This window comes from Tenericutes bacterium MZ-XQ (genome assembly GCA_002838205.1).
GTDB lineage: Bacteria > Bacillota_I > Bacilli_A > Acholeplasmatales > Acholeplasmataceae > Mariniplasma.
Map to the genome: position 1 here is coordinate 1,944,289 of CP017950.1, position 20,966 is coordinate 1,965,254.

Sequence of the window (20,966 nt, forward strand, 5' to 3'; positions counted from 1 at the left end):
CGGATTCATTTTTTATTCTGTCTCCTTTTTAACTCATTTTTAATATCATCTGGTTTAATGCCTTGTTCAACCATTAGCACTAAACTGTGATAAACAAGATCTGATAACTCATAAATCAGTTCATCTTTATCTCTATTTTTGGCTCCAATGATGACCTCAGCAGTTTCTTCTCCAACTTTCTTTAATATCTTATCCAAACCTTTATCAAATAAATAGTTAGTATATGAACCTTCAACAGGATGCTTTCTTCTTTCTTCAATGGTTGCGTAAACCTCATCAATGATATAAGATGAATCACTTAACTGAGTTGTTTCAAAAACAGGTTCAAAAAAACATGATCGATGCATCGTGTGACAAGCAACACCTTTTTGATCAACCATCAACAACAATGCATCTTGATCACAATCATAATACATGGCTTTTACATATTGGATATGACCTGTTGTCTCACCTTTTTTCCATAGTTCTTTTCTACTTCTGCTATAATAGTGAGCAACCTTTTCATCTACTGTTCTTTGATAAGCTTCCTCATTCATATAGGCAAGCATTAATACTTCTTTCGTATCATAAGCTTGAGTGATTACAGGAACTAGTCCTTGTTCATTAAATTGAATTGGTTTCATTGTTTGCTCCCTTCGATGCGTACATTGATTCCTGCATCTTTAAGATATGATTTTAAATCGTTAATCATAATTTCTTTATAGTGAAATACTGATGCAGCAAGTACTGCATCTGTATCAGTTTTTGCTAACGCTTCTAAAAAATGTTCTTTTATACCTGCACCACCAGATGCAATGATTGGCACTTTAACTGATTTTGCTAACAAGGTCAATAACTCTAAATCATACCCGTTTTTCATACCGTCTTCATCAATTGAGTTGATACATATTTCTCCTGCACCTAATCCTACTCCTTTAATTGCCCATTCGATCACATCTAAATCGGTTTTATTTCTACCACCATGTGTATAAACTTTATAAGTCCCATCTAAATCTTTTTTCGCATCAATGGATAAGACAACACATTGATTACCAAACTTCTGAGCTGCTTCCTTGATTAACAAAGGATTTTTGATTGCTCCTGAGTTAACAGATATCTTATCAGCACCTCTTCTAAGAATATTTGTAAAATCATCAATCGTATTGACACCACCACCAACACAAAAAGGTATATTGATTTCTTTTGCAACATCAGATATGAAATCTAAAGATATTTCTCTTGCTTCGTGTGATGCTGTAATATCATAAAATATAATTTCATCTGCACCCTCTAAGCTATAGTACTTTGCTAAGGCAACCGGATCATCAACATCTTTAATATCTTCAAATTTTTTGCCTTTGACAACTCTTCCATTTTTAACATCTAAACACGGAATGATTCTTTTTGTAAGCATGTGATTGCCTCCTTTAAATCAATTCTTTTCTCATATAATGCTTTACCAATAATCGCTCCATATAGCGACATCCTATTTAACTCAAGGATATCATCCACTGATGAAACACCACCAGAAGCTATGATCATCAGCTTCGTTTCATTAAGCAATTGCTGATAGTCCTTAAAACTAGGACCTTCTAACATCCCATCTTTTGAAACATCTGTGTATACAATCTTTTTAATACCTATTTCTTCCATCTGTTTTGCAAAGTCAATGGTTTTAATCTTACTATTTTTTTGCCATCCTCTGGTAAGTACATATCCGTTTTTAGAATCTATTGAAACAACTATTTTCCCAGGAAAAGCACTGATCATTTGTTTTAATAGTTTTGTGTCTTCAACAGCAACAGAACCAACAATCACTTCAGAAACACCTATAGAAAAAAGATCTTCCATTTGTTTTAATGACCTAATCCCACCACCTACTTCAACTTGAAGAGTTGTTTGATCAACAATTTGTTTAATGATTTCTAAATGATTCATGTTTCCATTTTTTGCACCATCTAGATCAACCACATGAAGATAGGTTGCACCTGCTTTTTCAAAGCTCTTTGCTAATGTAACCGGTTCGTCACTATAGACAGTTTCTTGATTAAAATCTCCTTGTACAAGTCTAATAGCTTTTTGATTTTTCAAATCAATTGCTGGCAATATAATCATCTAATATCTCCTTGTATGCTTTTAATATATTTGCACCAACCAATCCAGATTTTTCTGGGTGAAACTGTGTTGCATATATATTGTCTTTTCTAATAATCGCAGATATCTCTTCTTCATATGTTGTAAAACTTAAGACTTCATTACTATTAGCACTTACGTAATAAGAATGCACAAAATATACATAGTCTTTTTCACTAATATATTTTAGAATAGGGTCTTTTTTCTTAAAATAAAGTTCATTCCATCCCATATGTGGAACCTTCAAATCAATGTCTAAGTATTTAACATCGCCTTTTAAAAATCCTAAACCTTCATGTCTACCATACTCATATCCAAACTCATAAAGCAGTTGCATTCCTAGACAAATACCAAATAAATATTTCTTCTGATTGACGTGTTTTTTGATAAGAGGTATAAGACCTGATGTTTTAAGTGCATCCATAGCATCTCTAAAAGCTCCGACTCCTGGTAAAACTAATGAAGTTGCTTGCTCAATAATATCTTTATCCTTAGATATGATGGTTTTTATACCAGCCTCATTAAAGGCTTTTAATACTGATTCCAAATTCCCTGAATCATAATCTAAAATCACATTCATTACAGTAACCCCTTAGTCGATGGACATTCATTTGATATGACTTTGCTAGCTTCACTTAGGGCTCTTCCAAAACCTTTAAATATAGATTCAGCTTTATGATGATCATTTGAACCATATAAGTTTTCTATATGTAGATTTATTCTTGCTTCTTGGACAAAAGCTTTGAAAAACTCTTCTACATTTTCAGTAGATAGTGTTCCTAATTTGTCTTGTTTGAACAAAGCATTAAAAACTAGATATGGTCGATTAGAGACATCTACAACTACTCTTGATAAACTTTCATCCATAGGCAGATATACTTGTCCATATCGGTTAATACCTTTATAATTACCAATAGCTTCTTTAAATGCCATACCTAAAAGGATTCCTACGTCTTCAACTGTATGATGATCATCTACCTTTAAATCTCCAGATGCTTTTATCTTTAAATCTAGGTTTCCATGAAATGCAAACAGTTCTAACATGTGATCGAAAAAAGCAATACCGGTATCAACGATAATATCTTTTTTCCCGTCTAAAGTTAATTCTATTTCTATTTCGGTTTCTTTCGTTTTTCTAGATAATTTACTTTGTCTCATTGATAATCTCCTCTATACTTGATATCAAGATATCCATATCATTTTGTTGCTTAATTGTGATTCTATAAAACTCACTTTGATCCTTTGAAAAATCTCTAATCAAAATACCTTTCTCATTAAGTCTTATGCCTAAAGCTTTGATTGGTGACTTAACCCACAAAAAATTTCCCTGTGACTTATAAACTTTAAATCCTAAATCGATTAAAGTTTTCAACGTTTTTTCTCTAACTCGTTTAATCTCATCTATATTATTGAATATGAGATCTCTTTTTGACAATGCCATAAGTCCAGCTTTTTGTGATAAGGCATTTACATGATAAGGAGATCGTACTTTATTCATGATTGACGTAATATCCTTTGAACTTACCATATAGCCTAGTCTTGCGCCAGCAAGTCCATATGCTTTTGAAAATGTTCTTAAAACTGCAATTTGATTATATATAAGTATGTCTTTAATCATGGATTCATTTTGATCTGAAAACTCAATATAGGCCTCATCAATGACCACTAAAGCTTGTGTCAAATTTAATAATTTTAATATATCTTTTCTAGGTATTTGAAAACCTGTTGGATTATTAGGTGTACATAATAAAATCATCTTAGGATTAAGTGATAACTGGCTAATCATTAAATCCATATTTAAAGTAAAATCATCATTTGATGGTACTTTAATATAGTTAGCACCATAAATGTTTGCATAAATTTCATACATTGAAAACGTTGGATCAAAAGATAATACCACGTCACCGGGTTCTATGTATGCTTTAAAGAGTAAATCCAAAAGTTCACTTGACCCATTGCCAATCGTCATCAAACTAGAATCAATGCCTATATACTTGGATAAGGCTTGTTTAAGGGATTTTGATTGATGATCAGGATAATACTCTACGCCTTGTAATGATAAACTTATGTCGTCCAAGTAATTGTTCGATTCATTCGCATCAAGCTTTAAAAGATATGGTTGATCTATAACTTGATATGGTTTCAAACTGATAATATTTTTCTTTGCTTTCATATCTTTGTTACTTCCTAAATCTTGATTCTATTGATCTAGCATGTGCGCTTAATCCTTCTGATTCAGCAATTCTAATAATGCTATTTTTAGCCTTTTCTAAAGCTTTTTTTGAATAATAAACATAAGAACTTTTTTTGATGAAATCTAAGACAGATAGACCAGAAGAAAATGTTGCTGTTCCACTTGTAGGTAATGTATGATTTGGTCCTGCAAAATAATCACCTACAGGTTCTGGACTATATGGTCCTATGAATATTGAGCCTGCATGTTCAATATCCTTAAAAATAGCACTCGGATTATTTGTCATTATTTCTAAATGTTCAGGTGCAATCCTATTAGATATTTCAGCTGCTTGATCTATCGAATCAACTAAAATGATAGCACCATAATTTTTTAAAGAAGATTCAATGATCTCTCTTCTAGATAATGTCTTGATCTCTTTTTCAAGTGCTTCATTGACTTTGTCAGCTAAAGTTTTACTATTAGTGATAAGCATTGCAGCTGCTTTAGGATCGTGTTCTGCTTGAGCCATTAAGTCACATGCTATATAGTTTGGATCAGCAAACTCATCTGCAATGATTAAAACTTCTGATGGACCGGCTATCATATCAATACCTACAGAACCTGATACAATCTTTTTTGCAATAGCAACATATATATTGCCAGGTCCTACTATTTTTGAAACTTTAGGGATGGATTCCGTTCCATATGCGAGTGCAGCAATCCCTTGTGCTCCACCAACTTTATAAATTTCATCTACACCTACCAATTTTGCTGCAGCTAAAATATGATCATTAATCTTACCCTCTTTATTTGGTGGAGTAATCATCACGATTTTTTTAACACCGGCAATCTTTGCTGGTAATGCATTCATTAGAACTGTCGATGGATATGCTGCTCTTCCACCAGGTACATAAATGCCAACACTTTGGATTGGACTCACCTTTTGTCCAATGATTACACCGTCTTCTTTTTCATATTCAAAAGAATCAATCAATTGTTTTTGATGATAAAACTTGATGTTTTCAATTGCTTTTTTTAGATCCTCAATTAATAATGCATCTACACGACTATAGGCATCATCAATTTCCTCTTGAGTGACTTTAAAACTCATCACACCAACACCATCAAATGCTTTTGTGTAATTAAAAACTGCTTCATCTCTAAATGATTTAACTTCTTTAACAATCGTTTCAACTGTTTGTGTTATTTTTATGTCGTTGATACTCGATCTTAACATCAATTTTTCTATCAAATCCTTTTGATTGATTTGATTTATAATTTTTAACATGCGACTAACCTACCTTTTCCATCTCATCCATTAAACTTGTAATAAGTTTATACTTAAATCGATAACTAACAGGATTTGAGATGAGTCTTGCACTTACATCCATCATCTCTTCTAAAATCTCTAAACCATTAGCTTTCAAAGTCTTTCCAGTTTCAACAATATCAACAATCACATCAGAAAGACCTACTAAAGGAGCTAATTCCACAGAGCCATTGAGTTTAATCACTTCAATGGTTTGATTTTTTTGTTTGAAATACGCTTTTGTAATATTCGGATATTTTGTTGCTATCCTTAAGACATCTTCTCTTTGATGAATAACTTCTTCTTTTTTTCCTGCAATCGCAAACTTACAATATCCAAAACCCAACGGTAGTAATTCATATAAGTTTTTCTCTTCTTCTAAAAGTGTATCTGAACCGATAATGCCAAGATCTGCAACACCATTTTCAACATAAGTTATGACATCGCTTGGTTTAATCAGCATAAATCTCATCTTCTTCGCATCGTCAATAAAAACTAATTTTCGAGAGTTTTCTAAGATTGAATCTCCATACCCAATCATTTTAAACTTCTTTATAGCTTCATCCCCTAATCGACCTTTAGGCAGTGCAATGGTCAAATATTGATCATTATTCATATGACAACACCTCCTTGATGATCTCTTGTGTATTAAGTGTAAATCCAATTGCGGGTATTCTTCTTCCATAATTTTCAGTAAGTGGATCATATCTTCCTCCACTTAAAATTTCTTCTTTACTGCCTTTGATGTAGCCCTTAAAGAGAATGCCATCATAATAATCATAAGTAGACACTAAGGATAAATCAATCATCACTTGGTCTTGATTAGATATGTTTTTAAGTCTTTCCTTTAATCCTTCAAAAGCTATTTGAATCTTTTCATTGACACTATATTGAATCAACTTGGCTTCTACCTCTTTGATATTCCCTTGAAACAAAAAAAATTGATTCAAAAAGACTTTCATTTGTGGAATCATTGGTTTTTTTTCAATGAACTTTTTTAAATCATATAAACTTTTTCTAAATAAAATATCTTTGAACTGATTTTGTTCTTGATCATTAAGTTCAAGTACTTCAATTATGCTATCTAATATTTTTGTGTCAGAGATTTCAATGATGTAATCTAAATTGAATAAGTTTAATATATTCGAGGCTAAGTTAATAATCTCTAAATCTGCATTCGTACCCTCTTCACCAATAAACTCAACTCCAAACTGTCTAACAGTATCTATTTGATTTGACGAAGACTTTGTAAATATTGTAGAGTTGTAGAATACCTTTAACATCATTTGATCTTGAATTCTAGGAATGATTTGTCTCATTAATGAGGTTGTTATATCTGGTCTTAAAACAAGAATTCTTCCATCAGCATCAATGAGTTTAATCATACGTTCTTTTTTAACTCTACGATTTTTTAAAATAAATGACTCGTAATCTTCAAAAAAAGAGGGTTCAAATAATTGATATCCTTCTTTTATAATAAGGCTTTGAAGTTTTTGAGTTACTTCAAATTTCACTTTTTGATATTTTAACTCATCAGAAATATTTAAAAATGTCATGTAATAAATCTCCTTTGATAATAATTCTAAATATAAAAACTGGCTAGTATATGTAAATAAATTACTTTATCACTTTATCATAATAAAGTTATGAATTGATTGTATCACAAAAACATCCACATGACAAGAAAATAACACTATTTTTTTATATTTAGTTCATGATAACGCCTATAATTTTGATAAACTTATTTTAATGGGTAATACTTAACCTTGTTATATACCTATCCATTCGTTGATTGTGTTTAATTTAATCAGAAAAAAACAAAAGATCGCATCTCAAAATAACTGCTGTCAAGTAGTTTTCCTATTTTTTTAAAAGCTATTAAGTACTGGGAAAACGTTTTCGTTATTTTTTACGAAAACTTATTTTTTTATTATTTTTAACGCTATATAAAGGCTTTTTATTATGGTATAATTAAGAAAACGTTTTCTCACTTTCTATTTTTTGAGACTTTTTTCGATGTTATAATAACGGTAGCGGAAAGCGCTATCAAAAAATCTTAGAAAGAGGAAATAAATTATGAAGTATCTTAAATTAATTATCTTAGGACTCATGATCAGTATTGCATACGCCTCAATAGCAAACATAAACGTAAATGCTGCTGAAACTGATGATGTCATTTTGATTTATGCAGAAACTCCAAATACATTTACTGCACCACACATATGGACATGGGATGATGACGGCACAGGTGCATTTGCTGATCTTGGATGGCCAGGAAAAGAAATGATCAGCGATCCTAATAATCCAGGTTGGTATTATTTATATATCCCATCTACAATGACAAACGTAATTGTCAATGGCAATGATGGTACTGTACAAGGAGAAGCGTTTGCTGTTAATGGACAAAACGTATGGGTTACATTTACTGAAGGCTTAAATGCAGAAAATGAAACCATTTATGAACCAACGTTATCATTAGCTCAGTTAACTGTTGGCGATCTCCCAACATATGTACCAACAAAATACGTTTATGCTTATGTTCCAGTTGAATGGGATACTGCTGGCGTTTGGGCATGGTCACATCCTGATGGAACAAATGTTTTCCCATCATGGCCAGGACAAGAAATGACTCTATTAGATGATGGTTGGTTTAGAATTGAAATACCAACATCTGCAAACAGAGTGATTATTAATGACATGGGTGATCCAGTTGTTCAAACAATCGATATTGATATTCCAACTGAAAATGTCTATATCGTATTAAAAGAATTAAATAATGATGGAAAATATGAAGTTGAACTTTTCAACGAAAAACCAATTTTCATGGAAGACGCATTCGAAGTCTATATTACAGTTCCAGATACATGGACAACACCTCATGTGTGGGCATGGTCACATCCTGATGGAACAAATTTATTTACCACATGGCCAGGTGAACCACTAGTTTTTGATGATGAATCACAGACATATAAAGTTATAGTTCCAGATTGGGTAAATCGTATCATAATTAACAATGGCGTTGTTGGCGATGGTGCTGCACAAACCATTGATACAGTACTTGAAATGACTGAAACTACTTATATAAGTGTTGGTGATCAGGATACTGAAGGTAAATATCTAACTACTGTAACTTATGATGAAGAACCAAATGAAGAAACCTTTGATTTATATATTTATTTAGATGAATCTTGGGAAACCCCAACAATTTGGGCATGGTCTCATCCTGATGGAACAAACCTATTTCCTACATGGCCAGGCGAATCATTAGTTTATGATGATGAAGCTGAAGCTTATAAAATCTCATTACCAGTTAGTATAAATCGAGTGATTATTACAAACGGTTTAGAAGGAGATGCTTTAGTTCAAACCATTGATACTGTCATAGATCAAACAGATGATACTTATATCGTTATTGGCGAACTAGATGAAGATGGTAAGTATACGACCACAGTTACATATGGTCAAGTGCCATCATTTGATGAACCTGTTGAAGACGAACCATCAAATACACCTCTCATTATTGGAGGTATTATAGTAGGTACTTTAGTTATTGGTGCTGCTATATTCTTTGTAGTCAAAAAGAAATAATAAAAATGAAAGTCGAAGATGTTAAACATCTTCGCTTTCAACGCTTTTAAAGGAGGCTATATGAAAAGACTATTATGGATACTTTCGCTTGCTACAACTTTAGTTCTTCTTTCAGCGTGTCAAAACCAAGAAGTGGATAATACTATTGTCATTTGGCACGATAAAGAGGAAGTTATTGCTGATGTGATACAAAACCAAATCAATACCAATTTACCAGAAGTACAGATTGAACTTATCAGAAAGGAATCGCTTACTGATACACTAAAACTTGTTGGAAATAACGAATCTGCTGCACCTGATATGTATATATTTGCTCATGATAAAATCGGACTGTTTGCAGAGATAGATATTTTAACACCTATCACAGATCTAATCGCTCCTTCTGTGTTTGATGATTACTTACCTCTTACGAAAGATGCCATCACTTACAAAAACACAATATATCAGCTTCCATTTTATTTTGAAACACTTCTCTTTATGTATAATAAAGATCGTTTATCAACTGAAGAAGTTCCTGAAACGACAGAAGAGTTATATCAATATATGAAAGAAACAACAAATTCTAGACGATATGGATTTGTAGAACAACATTCTAATGCTTATTACAGCGCAGGCTGGATTCATGGTTTTGGTGGATCTATTCTAAAGTCTGATGGAACTCCTGCACTGAATGACGAAAAAACCATTCAAGCATTAACTTATCATAAAAAATTTATCGAATATATGCCAAGTGGTCAAGCTGAATATGCCACAGTAAATGCACTTTTTCTTGAGAAAGTCGCAAACTCAATTATCTCTGGTCCATGGTTAGTGCCACAAGCAAGAGACAATGATATTAATCTTGGATTCGCAAATATGCCCGTTGTTGATGAAACTGGATTGCCAATATCCCCATATGCAGGTGTACAAGGGATACACGTTTTAAAAGTTGCAGTACAAAATCCCGAGAAAAAAGCTATCATTTCAAATATACTTAATGTTTTATCTTCCCCTAATATCGGTATAGAGATGGCTTTATCTAGTGCTGTAGCACCTGCACATGTGCAGGCATACCTAGACCAAGAAATCCTAGAGGATGAACTTGTTATGGCAATGAAAGCCGCTGCAGAAAAAGCAATTCCGATGCCAAATCTTCCTGAAATGGATGTTATGTGGTTAACAACATCCGAGATGCTTGTAAATATCAATTTAGTCGGTAATGATATTCTAGATTCCGCGAACAGTGCTCAAAGAAAATCTGAAGAACTTATCGATTTGATGAGATCTTAAACTATGAGAAAAGATAGAACTTTCATCAAAAAAGCTTACCCTTACTTAACAAGTGCCCCAGCTTTAACGCTCATTGGTTTAATCGTTTTATTCCCTATACTATATACATTCTATATTTCATTTACAAATATGAATATATATAATTGGTTTACATTTAATTTTATTGGGTTTAGCAACTATCAAAGAGCTATATTTGTTATAGATTCAGGGTTCATTAAAGCATTAATATTTACTATCGTTTGGACGACTGTAAATATGGTATTACAACTGATTATTGCATTTATCATCGCATTCTTATTGAATAACAAACTATTAAAAGGCAAAGGTATATACAAAACAATCTTACTCATTCCTTGGGCAATCCCAGGATATGTCTCTATTCTAATTTGGCGCACTGGCATGTTTAACACAGAATTCGGTCTACTTAATCAGTGGTTAAACGCTATGGGTTTAGAATCTATAAAATGGTTAGGATCTAGTGGGATTGCTTTTATAAGCCTAGTTGTTGTTAATTTATGGTTAGCTCTTCCATTTATGGTTATGATCATGGATGGGGCTCTTCAAAGTATTGATCAATCTTATTATGAAGCTGCTGATATGGAATCAGCAAATATTTTTCATAAGATTCTATTCATTACAGTCCCACTTATTAAACCCGTCATTGGTCCCGCTGTAATCATCACTTTATTTACAACTTTTAAGCAATTTGATATCGTATTTTTGCTAACACTTCAACCGGGTTCCAGAACTGGTGCTAATCTGCATACGATTATCACATATGCATACGAGAATGCATTTATTACAAATAATTACGGGTATAGTTCTGCTATCTCAATCATTATTTTTATATTACTTATAGTTTTTGTCATACTAACGAATAAGCGATTAAAGAGAGGAAAAGACAATGTCTAGAAAAAAAAGAAAGCAAATCATCATCAAAAAAATACTTTTGCATTCTTTTTTCGTTTGTTTGTCTTTCATAACACTTATCCCGATACTATACACATTATCCGTTTCTTTAAATGCCCAAAATGAGTTGGTATCTTCTAATTTTTCATTTTTACCAAGTGCATTAACACTAAAACACTACATAAACCTATTTACAGAAAAACCATTACTGCTTTGGTTTAAAAACTCTTTGATTCTTGCTATATCAACACTAGGATTATCCTTAAGTATAGCAATACCAACAGCTTATGCCTTTTCAAGGTTAAAATTCAAAGGTAATCGTTCTATATTTCAAGGTTTAATTTTGCTTAATGCATTCCCTGCAATCTTGTCAATGTTTGCCATCTGGAAGTTAATGTCCGGTCCAGTATCTTTAGTTAACACAAGATTAGGCTTAGTTTTAATTTATGCTGGAACTATGGCTATATTTGGCATTATGAACATGAAAGGATATTTTGATACAATACCTAAAGAAATTGAGGAAGCTGCACGTATAGATGGTAGTTCAGAATTTCAAGTAATCACAAAAATTGTATTACCACTAGCAAAACCTTCAATTATTGTAACATCTGTCCTTGTGCTTATATATGTTTGGAATGAATATATATTTAGCATCACTTTTATGACAGGTTTAGAAAAATTTACACTTGCTGTAGGATTATATAGTCTACAAGCTGGTGAAATGAGTGGATCATGGCCACTGTTTGCTGCAGCTGCACTCTTAACATCTTTACCTGTACTTATCGTATTTTTAACCATTCAAAAACACATGGAATCAGGACTAACTGTCGGAGGTGTAAAAGCATAATGAATAAAAGTTTAGTTTCCCATTATCCAATGTCAGAAGATGCATTTGCAATCAGTGAACAAGAAGCTGTTTTTAGACTAAAAACTGGTAAAGAAGGTATTAGTGCAGTTTACTTTTGTTACGGAGATACTGCATTTAAAGGTAATCCAGTCATATTTACAAAATTGCTTATGAACAAGATTGCATCTGACTTATATAAAGATTATTATGAGGTTCATGTCACTGAACCTTACCTTAGAATGGTCTACTATTTTGAAATAATCGACGAAAATCAACAAAGTTATTACTATTATGCAGATCACTTCTACGATTCTATCTCAATAGATAGAAACGATTTATACAAACTCCCTTATTTAAGAAAAGAAGATATAGCAAAGGTTCCGAGTTGGTTATCTAAAAGTACTGTTTATAATATTTTTCCAGATAGTTTTGCGACAAGAAAAAACTATATATCCAAATCAGCTTCAGAAGTCTTTTATAGAGGCTTGTCTTGTAAATCTAAGTTAGGTGGTACACTTAAGGGTATAACAGAAAACTTAGATTATATTCAGAATCTAGGCTTTAATACAGTATACTTAAATCCAATTTTTACAGCCGGAGAGTATCATAAATACGACTTAATCGATTACTATACAATCGATCCAAATTTTGGAACTAATGAAGATTTTTTAACACTTGTTAATGAAGTCCATAAAAGAAACATGAAAATCGTTATTGACGGCGTCTTTAATCACTCCGGATGGAACTTTTTTGCATTTAAAGATGTGCTTAAAAATCAAAAAGATTCCATATATAGAGACTGGTTCTATCGTTTAGATTTCCCTATATATTCGCCCGATAACTATGATGACATACCTCCTTACGCGTGTTTTGGTTATGAAAGACATATGCCAAAACTAAACACTTCCAATGAGACTGTCATTGCATATTTTATTGGAGTCGTTAGGTACTGGACAGAAAAATATCATATCGACGGCTGGAGATTAGACGTTGCTGATGAAGTAGACATGAATTTTTGGAGAGCCATAAGGAAAGCTATTAAATCCGTTAATCCAAACTGTGCAATCATAGGTGAAGTATGGCAAAATGCTCATGCATTCTTAGATGGTTCTATGTTTGATTCTGTTATGAACTATGATTTTAGAAAACATTCAATCGAGTTCTTTGCGAATCAGCACGTTACTGCTCACGTGTTCGATAGTCGTATATCAACACTGAGAATGCGTTATCAATCTCAATTTAACTTTGCGCAATTTAATCTTCTTGATAGCCATGATGTGCCAAGGTTTTTATCACTATGTAAAAACAACTTATCTATCTATAAACTTGCTGTAGTATGCTTATTTACTCAACAAGGTGTTCCTATGATACTTTATGGAGATGAGCAAGGTCTTACTGGAATTAAGGAAGACGATTATCGACAAGCCATGGTATTTAATAACAATCATGAATTGTTTGAATTCTATCAACAAATTTCTGCTATAAGAGCTTCTCATAAAGCTTTAATGACTGGTAGTTATCAAACAGTCCATGCGAGTGAAGATCATGGATTATATGTCTATAAAAGAGCAGATGAAATAGAAGAAATTACAGTGATTTTAAATCATGCGAATGAAACATCAAATATTACAAGCTTCACGCAAGGAAATGTTATTATTCAAGAAGGTCTTTCTCATGGAGAAATCGCACCTTATGGTTTTGCTATTTTTCATAAAAAATTAAGAAAAGAGTGATTTTATGTCCGCAACGATTAAAGATGTCGCACGTATAGCAGGAACATCTATATCAACAGTTTCAAAAGTAATCAATGGATCTCCTACCATTTCACTACCAACTGTTGAAAAAGTGCAATCGGCTATCAAAAGTCTAAATTATACCCCTAACAAAAGAGCTCAGAATCTTGCTAAAAAAAACACAAATATTATATCATTCATTACGAAGGCAAAAAGAGATTCAGCCTTTGTCAATCCTCATTTATTTGAAGTGATGACAGGTGCCCAACGCACTCTATTTCAGCGTGGATATACCATGTCGTTTATTGGACTAAAAAACTCAGATCTTTCAGTCATTAAAGATTTAGTTGAAAACAAAAGTGTGGATGGCATGCTTATACATGCATCGGTAATTACACAAGAAATAGCTAAATATCTATCTAAAATCAATTATCCACATATCATCATAGGGATGCCAGATTTTCCGACATCCGCTTCTTGGGTAGATACCAACAATGAGCTATCAGGACATCTTGTTGCTAAACATCTCATCGGTTTAGGTAGAGAAAAAATTGCTTTTATCGCTGGAGAAAAGAAAGACTTAATCTCAGAGCATAGATTACAAGGTGTCAAGAAAGAGTTAACTGATAATTTGGTTGCTATTAATGAAGATTATTTTATAAATACTAATTCTTCCATATCTGCTAGTTATCAAGTAACAATGGATCTCCTAAAAATGGATCCTCGTCCTAATGCCATTGTTTGTGCAAATAATACGATTGATTTAGGCTGTATTGCAGCATTAAATGATGCTAAAGTAATCATCCCTGATGAAATGGCTGTAGTTACTTTTGATGATTATCCATATGCTGCGATAACCAATCCACCAACTACAGCAATTAATATTGATGTATACGATTTAGGACAGCAAGCTGCAAAATTACTTTTAGAGAAAATCAGAAAACCAAACTCTAGTTTTCAAACTTTTATGACCGTTCCTTTACTCGTCATTAGAAAATCGACACGAAAAGATCCAAGCTAAGCATGTTGATTCAAAATGAAATGACTTTCCTATTATAATAAAAAAGGATTGAGTCTTCTATTTGATAGAATCAATCCTTTTTCATTTATAACCAATAAATATTCTATGTTATAGTCTAATTACTAAAAAAATTACTTAATTTTGCTTATTTATTTCCTTTCGGCAAAATCAAATCGCAAGAATTAACAGCAAAATAAATGTAATCAAATTAATTGGACCAAACAGGTTACGCTCTTTTTTGCTTTGAGATGATAAGTTCATCACCGTGCCAAAAAAGAAAAATACCACAACAAACCATAAAAGCACATCAGTCACAAATGCAGGTTGATTTATGATCAATTCTGAACTCGCAGAAACGATATAGACAAACCCCCACAATATAAAGACTTGAATGATTGCCGCAATTCTTAGTGGTTTAGGTAAAACCCCTTCATATTTACCCCCCATTGTATAACTACCTAAAGGTGCCTTAAGCGCAAGTGCAATTTGAAGAGCACTCACAAAAACAGCTACAACTATAAAATAAATGCCAATAAAAGTATTCATAATTCCTCCATTTTATATTTTTATCTAATTTAATGATTACTTCATTTACTTTTTCAATAAGTAATCCATAAGTGCTTCACCATTGTTATCAATAAGTTTGATGACAGCTTCATCTTCTAAGTAGGGTTTGTAATAACTCTTTTTAGCCATAATGGCTAACCCAACTTGTAAAGCCTGCATAGAAATAATGAAACGCATGAGTGCTTCTTTACTAAGGTTCTTATATTGTTCGTTTTCTAAAACTGCATCCATCATTTTTTTAACATTTTTCTCACTTGTTTCTGGATCATCCTCTTCAAGAAGAAAAACCTTGTAAAGCTTTGGATATTTTTTATTAAACTCTATCGAAGCAATCGCATATCGTAAAAACGGATCTTCATGCTTAGATGATTGAATCATGTGATGATAGACATGTTGCGCTTTTTCCATAACTGCTTGTTTTAATTCTTCAACGCGTTTAAAGTTAACGTATATTGGTGCAATCGATGAGCCCATATGTTTGGCTATATTTCTTATTGTCATATGATCAATACCTTCTTCACATGCTACATTAAAGGCTGCATCGACAATCATTTCTTTTGAAAACACTGTATTAGCTGGCATAAAATTCAACTCCTCATAGATATCACTTGATATATATCACATGATATATTATAATAGAAGTGTATCTTAAAGTCAACTAAAATTAGTTTGTGGAGGAAAAATGGCTCATATAACATACAAAAAAATGAACATAAATGATGTTCCCAAGTTGTCAGAAATCGACGCTTCTATATATATCAAAAACGCTTGGAGAGATGTAGAAGGCATCAAAAAATTGGTTTCAATTGATTATGATGAAAAAGGATTCCCTAATGGCATAGATGAACACAAAAAGGAGTTAGAACATACCATCTTGAATCATGGTTATGCGGTTGGCGCATATAACGATCAAGATCTATTGGTTGGATTTGCAACACTCAATCGACCGATATTTGGAAAATCATATCGCTATGTTTTACTTGATCAATTGTTTATATCCAAACCTTTTCGAAAACATGGCATTGGTAAAACTCTTATGAAGCTATGCATGGATGAAGCCAGATTATGGGGTGCTAATAAATTATATATCTGTGCAGGTTCTTCTGAAGATACCATCGCTTTTTATCGATCTATTGGATGTAGAAATGCTATGGAGATTAATCAAGAACTCTATGAAAGCGACCCAAGGGATTTTCAACTTGAATGTGAACTCTAAGTAAAAAGCTCGAATCTCGAATAAGAGATTTGAGCTTTATTATTTTTCTACATCTTATAAGTGTTCGGTTAAACTATCAGCTAACTTCAATAGTTCTTCTTTTTCATTTAGTCCTTCAATAAATCTTTTGGGGATCCCTGAAAGTCCCACTTGTGCACCAATTAATGCACCAGTCAACATGGCACGAACTTGGTTTTGTCCACCACCATTGATAGCATGTAAAACACCAGATTCAAAATCACCACCAAATTTCGCAGCCAAATAATAAACAGCTGGCATCATATGATAAAAAGCACATGGCATTCCGTAAACTAAAGAAACTTTCCAAGCTGGTTCAATAACAATATTTGGATCAAATGCTGCTCTAATCATATAACTTGGAGAAAGCAGTGCATCAGGAGATGCAAATAACCCTTCATTAGATTTTGCTTTTTCTCCTTTTTCAGGTACACCTAAATTTGAAGATGTCACTGCATGAAAAGGTAATTCTTTTTGATACACTTTTTTCATGAGTTTCGAACTTATATCTTGATTAAATGGTTCTCCTTGAATGATCAAAGCAAGTAAAACATTAAATGCAACTGATACTGATCCAGTTACATTATCACTTTGCGTTAAGCATGTGTTTTCTGTAACGATCTCAGCTACTTTTGCTAAATCTTTTGCATAATAAATTGCAGTTGGAATATTTCTTTCAAGTGATTCTGTTGTATCACTAATACTTGCTAAATGATCCCAATCTACCTTTTCAATGACTCTTTTTTGATAGATATGTCTCATGACTTGTGATGTATATCCACCATAACCACCCATAGGTGTACCATCTAACTGAGGTAGTATTTCCTCATCAAAAAGCTTAATAAATCCAGATTTTTTGTAGCCATTATCTTTAATGTATTGTTCAGCAACTTTCTTTATGATCCAACCTTGTTGAGATATATCTCCTCTTTTCATTTGTCCATGATATCTATGCGCTAAAGGAGTCGTATAATCATCAATCCATGTTCCATAGTGTTTATGTTGCTCATCTAGATTATAAAACCAATGTGGACCAACACCCAAAGCTTCTCCAATTAAAGCACCTATAAAAGCACCTTGTGCCCTATCTTTTATGTTCATGACACACCTCCACTAATTTAGTCTAATTATATCAAATTTAGAAACAATCATTGATCTATACGCCTTTACTTAATCAAAAAAATGGGACAGATATTCAATCAAAACATCCATCCATATTTATAAACTTAACTATCTTTTTTTAATATTATAATTGTTACTATTGTTATTGAAGAAATAACAGTAAAAACTAAAGTTGTAACAGCAATACCTTCCATAAGTGTTTTTAAATTGTATACATGTTCAGGTAAGTTTACAAAAACGATATCAATATCATCAGTAAAAGGATCATCATCGATCACTTCTAACATCATATGATACACGTGATTCTTTTTTAAATCTAGAATCACAAGATACTCACTCATTTCATCAATAAGAACTTTTTCATTTTCCATAAGCGATTTAACTAGTGCTTTTTCGTGATTAATACCATCATATGATATCTGAAGGTGATAGCGATCGAGCATAACATAGTTATCTCTATATGTAATAATTTCAACATATTCATCCAATAACGATACTTCTATATAAGAAGCAACTCCTGTTTGACCGATAATAGCTACATATTCGCCCTCATAAACAGTTGTTTTCGGTTCATTATTAACATATAAATATCCGTACTCTAAACGTTTTGTTTGATTAAAAGCTATCACAGAAGCTATTACAGATACGACAATTAAAACCATTGGAATTATCCAAAGTTTTTTGATCTTCATAGTATCACCATTTTCAATTTTTTTATCTCATATCACACTTAATGAAAATCCTAGTTTCTTCCAGTTTATCACTTATTATATTGACACAATCTCACAATTGCTATATAATTTGCTTAAAGACGGCACTTATATATTAAATATAGCATAATTTTGTAGTAAATCCTCAATGAATCAGTATGATTTTAAATAGGAGGTAACTTTTATGCATCGGTTTTTTATTAGAAAAACACTTTTTTCTATATTAACCCTCTTGATTGTCGTTACTCTTGTGTTCTTCATGTTAAGAGCAATCCCCGGTGGACCTTTCACAAGAGAAAAGCCTTTGCCTGAGGCAACCCGCGAAAGACTTGAAGAAGCTTACGGCTTAAACGAACCATTGATGGTTCAGTACTTTACTTACATGGGTAATCTTTTTACCGGCGACTTAGGACCATCCTTTAGAAAACCAGCTTATTCAGTTAATGAATTATTAGCAACAGGGATCCCCCAAACCTTTCAAATTGGGCTATTAGCGGTAATAGTTATTATTGTTGTAGGCATCCCTTTAGGCGTCATTTCAGCGTTAAAAGCAAATACATATATCGATTACGGAGTCATGATCTTGGCCACGGTAGGCATTACTGTCCCGAGCTTTGTCATTGGCTCTTTGTTTATTTTATTGGCCCAAAATACTTCTTGGATGCCAGTAGGAGGGCTCACCCAACCCATATCTTACCTTGGTCCTGTGGTTGCACTTAGCGGCTATTCTTTAGCATTTGTTTCTAGACTTACTAGATCTAGTATGCTTGAAGTTTTAAGACAAGATTATATTAGAACTGCACGTGCCAAAGGATTATCTGAATCAAAAGTTATTTTCAAGCATGCATTAAAAAATGGACTTATTCCAGTCATCACTTATATTGGTCCAATGATTGCAGCTATTATGACTGGTAGTTTTGTCGTTGAAAGAATCTTTGTCATCAATGGTATTGGTAAATACTTTACTGAATCCATTGGCGCTAGAGATTATACCCTTGTTATCGGTGTCACATTATTTTATGCATCATTTTATATCATCATGGTTTTATTAGTTGACCTAGCTTATTCAATAATCGATCCTAGAATTAGGGTTTCTAAGTAGGTGATGTTATGGATAAAAATCAATTTAAGTTTCTTGATAAAGATCAAAAATTAGATAAAGAGCAAACACGAAAAAGCTTAACTTACTGGCAAGATGTTTGGCGAAGATTAAAGAAAAACCATCTAGCTCTTGTTGGTCTTGTTTGTGTTATACTTATCATACTTTTTGCTACCATAGGTCCATTTATCAATCCTCACGATTATAGTAGTCAAGAACTAGATTATAAAAATATTCCACCAAAATTAGAAATTTATAAATTAGATGACGATTTATATGTATACCTGAGTGAAATGCTCGATTTAATACTCGTCTCAGAAGATGGTCATCTGATTGAGCGATTTAGTCTAGCAGAGGCAGATAAAGATTTAGTAAACCGAACAAGAACTTACAGATTATACGATGAACAAGATAACGAAATTGCTGCTATTCTTGTAGACTTCTCTTATCAAACAGACCCTATTAAAAAGCTAGAAGGTATTCGCTATAGCTTTACATATGAAGGTGTTGAATATAAAGAAGCTTACGATAATGTTTGGAATAAAACATATATTTTGGGAACCGATTTAAATGGTAGAGACATGCTTGCAAGACTGATGTATGGAACTGGAATATCATTAGTTATTGCTTTCATTGCAGCAATCATCAACTTCTTTATCGGTGTTATTTATGGTAGCATCTCTGGGTTTTTTGGAAAAAATACCGATATGATTATGATGCGCATTGTAGATATCATAAACTCAATACCTCTACTTCTATATGTTATCTTACTTATGGTTGTATTAAAAGAGAGTTGGTTTGAGCAAAACATACTAGATAAACTGTTTGGTACAGGTGGCTTAGGTACAATCATTATCACTCTCATTAGTGTCTACTGGGTAGGTATGGCGAGACTCGTAAGAGCTCAAGTGTTAAGTCTTAAAGAACAAGAATATGTTTTAGCTGCAAGAACAATGGGTGTATCTAATAAAAAGATCATTCAAAAACATTTAATTCCTAACGCTCTTGGTCCAATCATTGTTACTATGGCAATGATGATTCCTACTGCAGTTTTTACTGAAGCATTCTTAAGTTTTATTGGTTTAGGCATATCAGCACCCAAAGCATCACTTGGATCCCTTGCAAATGATGGTTCGAGATTTATGCAAACCTACCCATATCAACTGTTTATTCCATCAATCGCAATTGCGTTTATGATGCTTGCATTTAACTTTTTAGGTGATGGTCTTCGTGATGCACTTGATCCAAGACTTAGAAAAGGATAGGTGGG

The 20,966-nt window shown here is 32.7% G+C and carries 22 protein-coding genes; 9 read left to right on the forward strand and 13 right to left on the reverse strand.

Annotation, left to right across the window (positions count from 1 at the left end; all coding sequences use genetic code 11):
- Positions 1-5 precede the first annotated feature (5 nt).
- Genes BK011_09580 through BK011_09620 form a run of 9 tightly spaced genes read right to left on the reverse strand, consistent with a single transcriptional unit; the run spans position 6 to position 7,153 of the window.
- The gene (locus BK011_09580) at positions 6-623 is read right to left on the reverse strand and encodes a bifunctional phosphoribosyl-AMP cyclohydrolase/phosphoribosyl-ATP pyrophosphatase (GenBank protein ID AUD65922.1); all 618 of its coding nucleotides are present in this window, start codon (positions 621-623) and stop codon (positions 6-8) included.
- Complete coding sequence (locus tag BK011_09585) at positions 620-1,393, reverse strand: imidazole glycerol phosphate synthase subunit HisF (protein AUD65923.1); 774 nt, start codon at positions 1,391-1,393, stop codon at positions 620-622. Before BK011_09585 ends, BK011_09580 begins: the two co-directional genes overlap by 4 nt.
- The gene (locus tag BK011_09590; protein AUD65924.1) at positions 1,363-2,094 is read right to left on the reverse strand and encodes a 1-(5-phosphoribosyl)-5-[(5-phosphoribosylamino)methylideneamino]imidazole-4-carboxamide isomerase; all 732 of its coding nucleotides are present in this window, start codon (positions 2,092-2,094) and stop codon (positions 1,363-1,365) included. Before BK011_09590 ends, BK011_09585 begins: the two co-directional genes overlap by 31 nt.
- Complete coding sequence (locus tag BK011_09595; protein AUD65925.1) at positions 2,072-2,692, reverse strand: imidazole glycerol phosphate synthase subunit HisH; 621 nt, start codon at positions 2,690-2,692, stop codon at positions 2,072-2,074. The genes BK011_09590 and BK011_09595 overlap by 23 nt, the downstream gene beginning before the upstream one ends.
- A complete protein-coding gene (hisB, locus tag BK011_09600) occupies positions 2,692-3,270 on the reverse strand; it encodes an imidazoleglycerol-phosphate dehydratase (GenBank protein ID AUD65926.1) in 579 nt (192 codons plus the stop codon). Before hisB ends, BK011_09595 begins: the two co-directional genes overlap by 1 nt.
- A complete protein-coding gene (locus tag BK011_09605; protein AUD65927.1) occupies positions 3,257-4,285 on the reverse strand; it encodes a histidinol-phosphate transaminase in 1,029 nt (342 codons plus the stop codon). The genes hisB and BK011_09605 overlap by 14 nt, the downstream gene beginning before the upstream one ends.
- Before the next feature lie 7 nt (positions 4,286-4,292).
- The gene (locus BK011_09610; protein AUD65928.1) at positions 4,293-5,576 is read right to left on the reverse strand and encodes a histidinol dehydrogenase; all 1,284 of its coding nucleotides are present in this window, start codon (positions 5,574-5,576) and stop codon (positions 4,293-4,295) included.
- Between the two features lie 4 nt (positions 5,577-5,580).
- Complete coding sequence (locus BK011_09615; protein AUD65929.1) at positions 5,581-6,213, reverse strand: ATP phosphoribosyltransferase; 633 nt, start codon at positions 6,211-6,213, stop codon at positions 5,581-5,583.
- Positions 6,206-7,153 (reverse strand): hypothetical protein, encoded by a 948-nt coding sequence (locus BK011_09620; GenBank protein ID AUD65930.1) that lies wholly within the window; start codon positions 7,151-7,153, stop codon positions 6,206-6,208. The genes BK011_09615 and BK011_09620 overlap by 8 nt, the downstream gene beginning before the upstream one ends.
- 520 nt (positions 7,154-7,673) lie before the next feature.
- On the opposite strand from BK011_09620, the gene BK011_09625 reads away from it, so the two are divergent.
- The 6 genes from BK011_09625 to BK011_09650 are packed head-to-tail and all read left to right on the forward strand — an operon-like array spanning position 7,674 to position 14,964.
- Complete coding sequence (locus tag BK011_09625) at positions 7,674-9,185, forward strand: hypothetical protein (GenBank protein ID AUD65931.1); 1,512 nt, start codon at positions 7,674-7,676, stop codon at positions 9,183-9,185.
- A gap of 60 nt (positions 9,186-9,245) precedes the next feature.
- On the forward strand, positions 9,246-10,454 hold the full coding sequence (locus BK011_09630; GenBank protein AUD65932.1) for a hypothetical protein: 1,209 nt from the start codon (positions 9,246-9,248) through the stop codon (positions 10,452-10,454).
- A 3-nt stretch (positions 10,455-10,457) separates the two neighbouring features.
- Positions 10,458-11,366, forward strand: coding sequence for a sugar ABC transporter permease (locus BK011_09635; GenBank protein ID AUD65933.1), 909 nt, complete (start codon positions 10,458-10,460; stop codon positions 11,364-11,366).
- Positions 11,359-12,210, forward strand: a complete 852-nt coding sequence (locus BK011_09640; GenBank protein AUD65934.1) for a sugar ABC transporter permease — start codon at positions 11,359-11,361, stop codon at positions 12,208-12,210. Before BK011_09635 ends, BK011_09640 begins: the two co-directional genes overlap by 8 nt.
- Positions 12,207-13,943, forward strand: coding sequence for a hypothetical protein (locus BK011_09645; GenBank protein AUD66189.1), 1,737 nt, complete (start codon positions 12,207-12,209; stop codon positions 13,941-13,943). The genes BK011_09640 and BK011_09645 overlap by 4 nt, the downstream gene beginning before the upstream one ends.
- 4 nt (positions 13,944-13,947) lie before the next feature.
- A complete protein-coding gene (locus BK011_09650) occupies positions 13,948-14,964 on the forward strand; it encodes a hypothetical protein (GenBank protein ID AUD65935.1) in 1,017 nt (338 codons plus the stop codon).
- A gap of 168 nt (positions 14,965-15,132) precedes the next feature.
- Here the strand turns inward: BK011_09650 and BK011_09655 are convergent, their stop codons facing one another.
- Both BK011_09655 and BK011_09660 read right to left on the reverse strand, forming a co-directional pair.
- Positions 15,133-15,510 carry a hypothetical protein gene (locus BK011_09655; protein ID AUD65936.1) on the reverse strand — a complete coding sequence of 126 codons (378 nt, stop codon included), beginning with the start codon at positions 15,508-15,510 and terminating at the stop codon, positions 15,133-15,135.
- A 45-nt stretch (positions 15,511-15,555) separates the two neighbouring features.
- Positions 15,556-16,113 (reverse strand): hypothetical protein, encoded by a 558-nt coding sequence (locus BK011_09660; protein ID AUD65937.1) that lies wholly within the window; start codon positions 16,111-16,113, stop codon positions 15,556-15,558.
- Positions 16,114-16,213: 100 nt separating this feature from the next.
- Here BK011_09660 and BK011_09665 point away from each other — a divergent pair, with 100 nt between their 5' ends.
- Positions 16,214-16,747 carry a GNAT family N-acetyltransferase gene (locus BK011_09665; GenBank protein AUD65938.1) on the forward strand — a complete coding sequence of 178 codons (534 nt, stop codon included), beginning with the start codon at positions 16,214-16,216 and terminating at the stop codon, positions 16,745-16,747.
- A 54-nt stretch (positions 16,748-16,801) separates the two neighbouring features.
- On the opposite strand, the gene BK011_09670 is transcribed toward BK011_09665, so the two are convergent.
- The gene (locus BK011_09670) at positions 16,802-17,866 is read right to left on the reverse strand and encodes an ADP-ribosylglycohydrolase (GenBank protein ID AUD65939.1); all 1,065 of its coding nucleotides are present in this window, start codon (positions 17,864-17,866) and stop codon (positions 16,802-16,804) included.
- Between the two features lie 125 nt (positions 17,867-17,991).
- On the reverse strand, positions 17,992-18,579 hold the full coding sequence (locus BK011_09675; protein AUD65940.1) for a hypothetical protein: 588 nt from the start codon (positions 18,577-18,579) through the stop codon (positions 17,992-17,994).
- 202 nt (positions 18,580-18,781) lie between these two features.
- Here BK011_09675 and BK011_09680 point away from each other — a divergent pair, with 202 nt between their 5' ends.
- Both BK011_09680 and BK011_09685 read left to right on the forward strand, forming a co-directional pair.
- On the forward strand, positions 18,782-19,699 hold the full coding sequence (locus BK011_09680; protein AUD65941.1) for a peptide ABC transporter permease: 918 nt from the start codon (positions 18,782-18,784) through the stop codon (positions 19,697-19,699).
- Between the two features lie 8 nt (positions 19,700-19,707).
- Positions 19,708-20,961 (forward strand): peptide ABC transporter permease, encoded by a 1,254-nt coding sequence (locus BK011_09685; GenBank protein ID AUD65942.1) that lies wholly within the window; start codon positions 19,708-19,710, stop codon positions 20,959-20,961.
- Positions 20,962-20,966 lie beyond the last annotated feature (5 nt).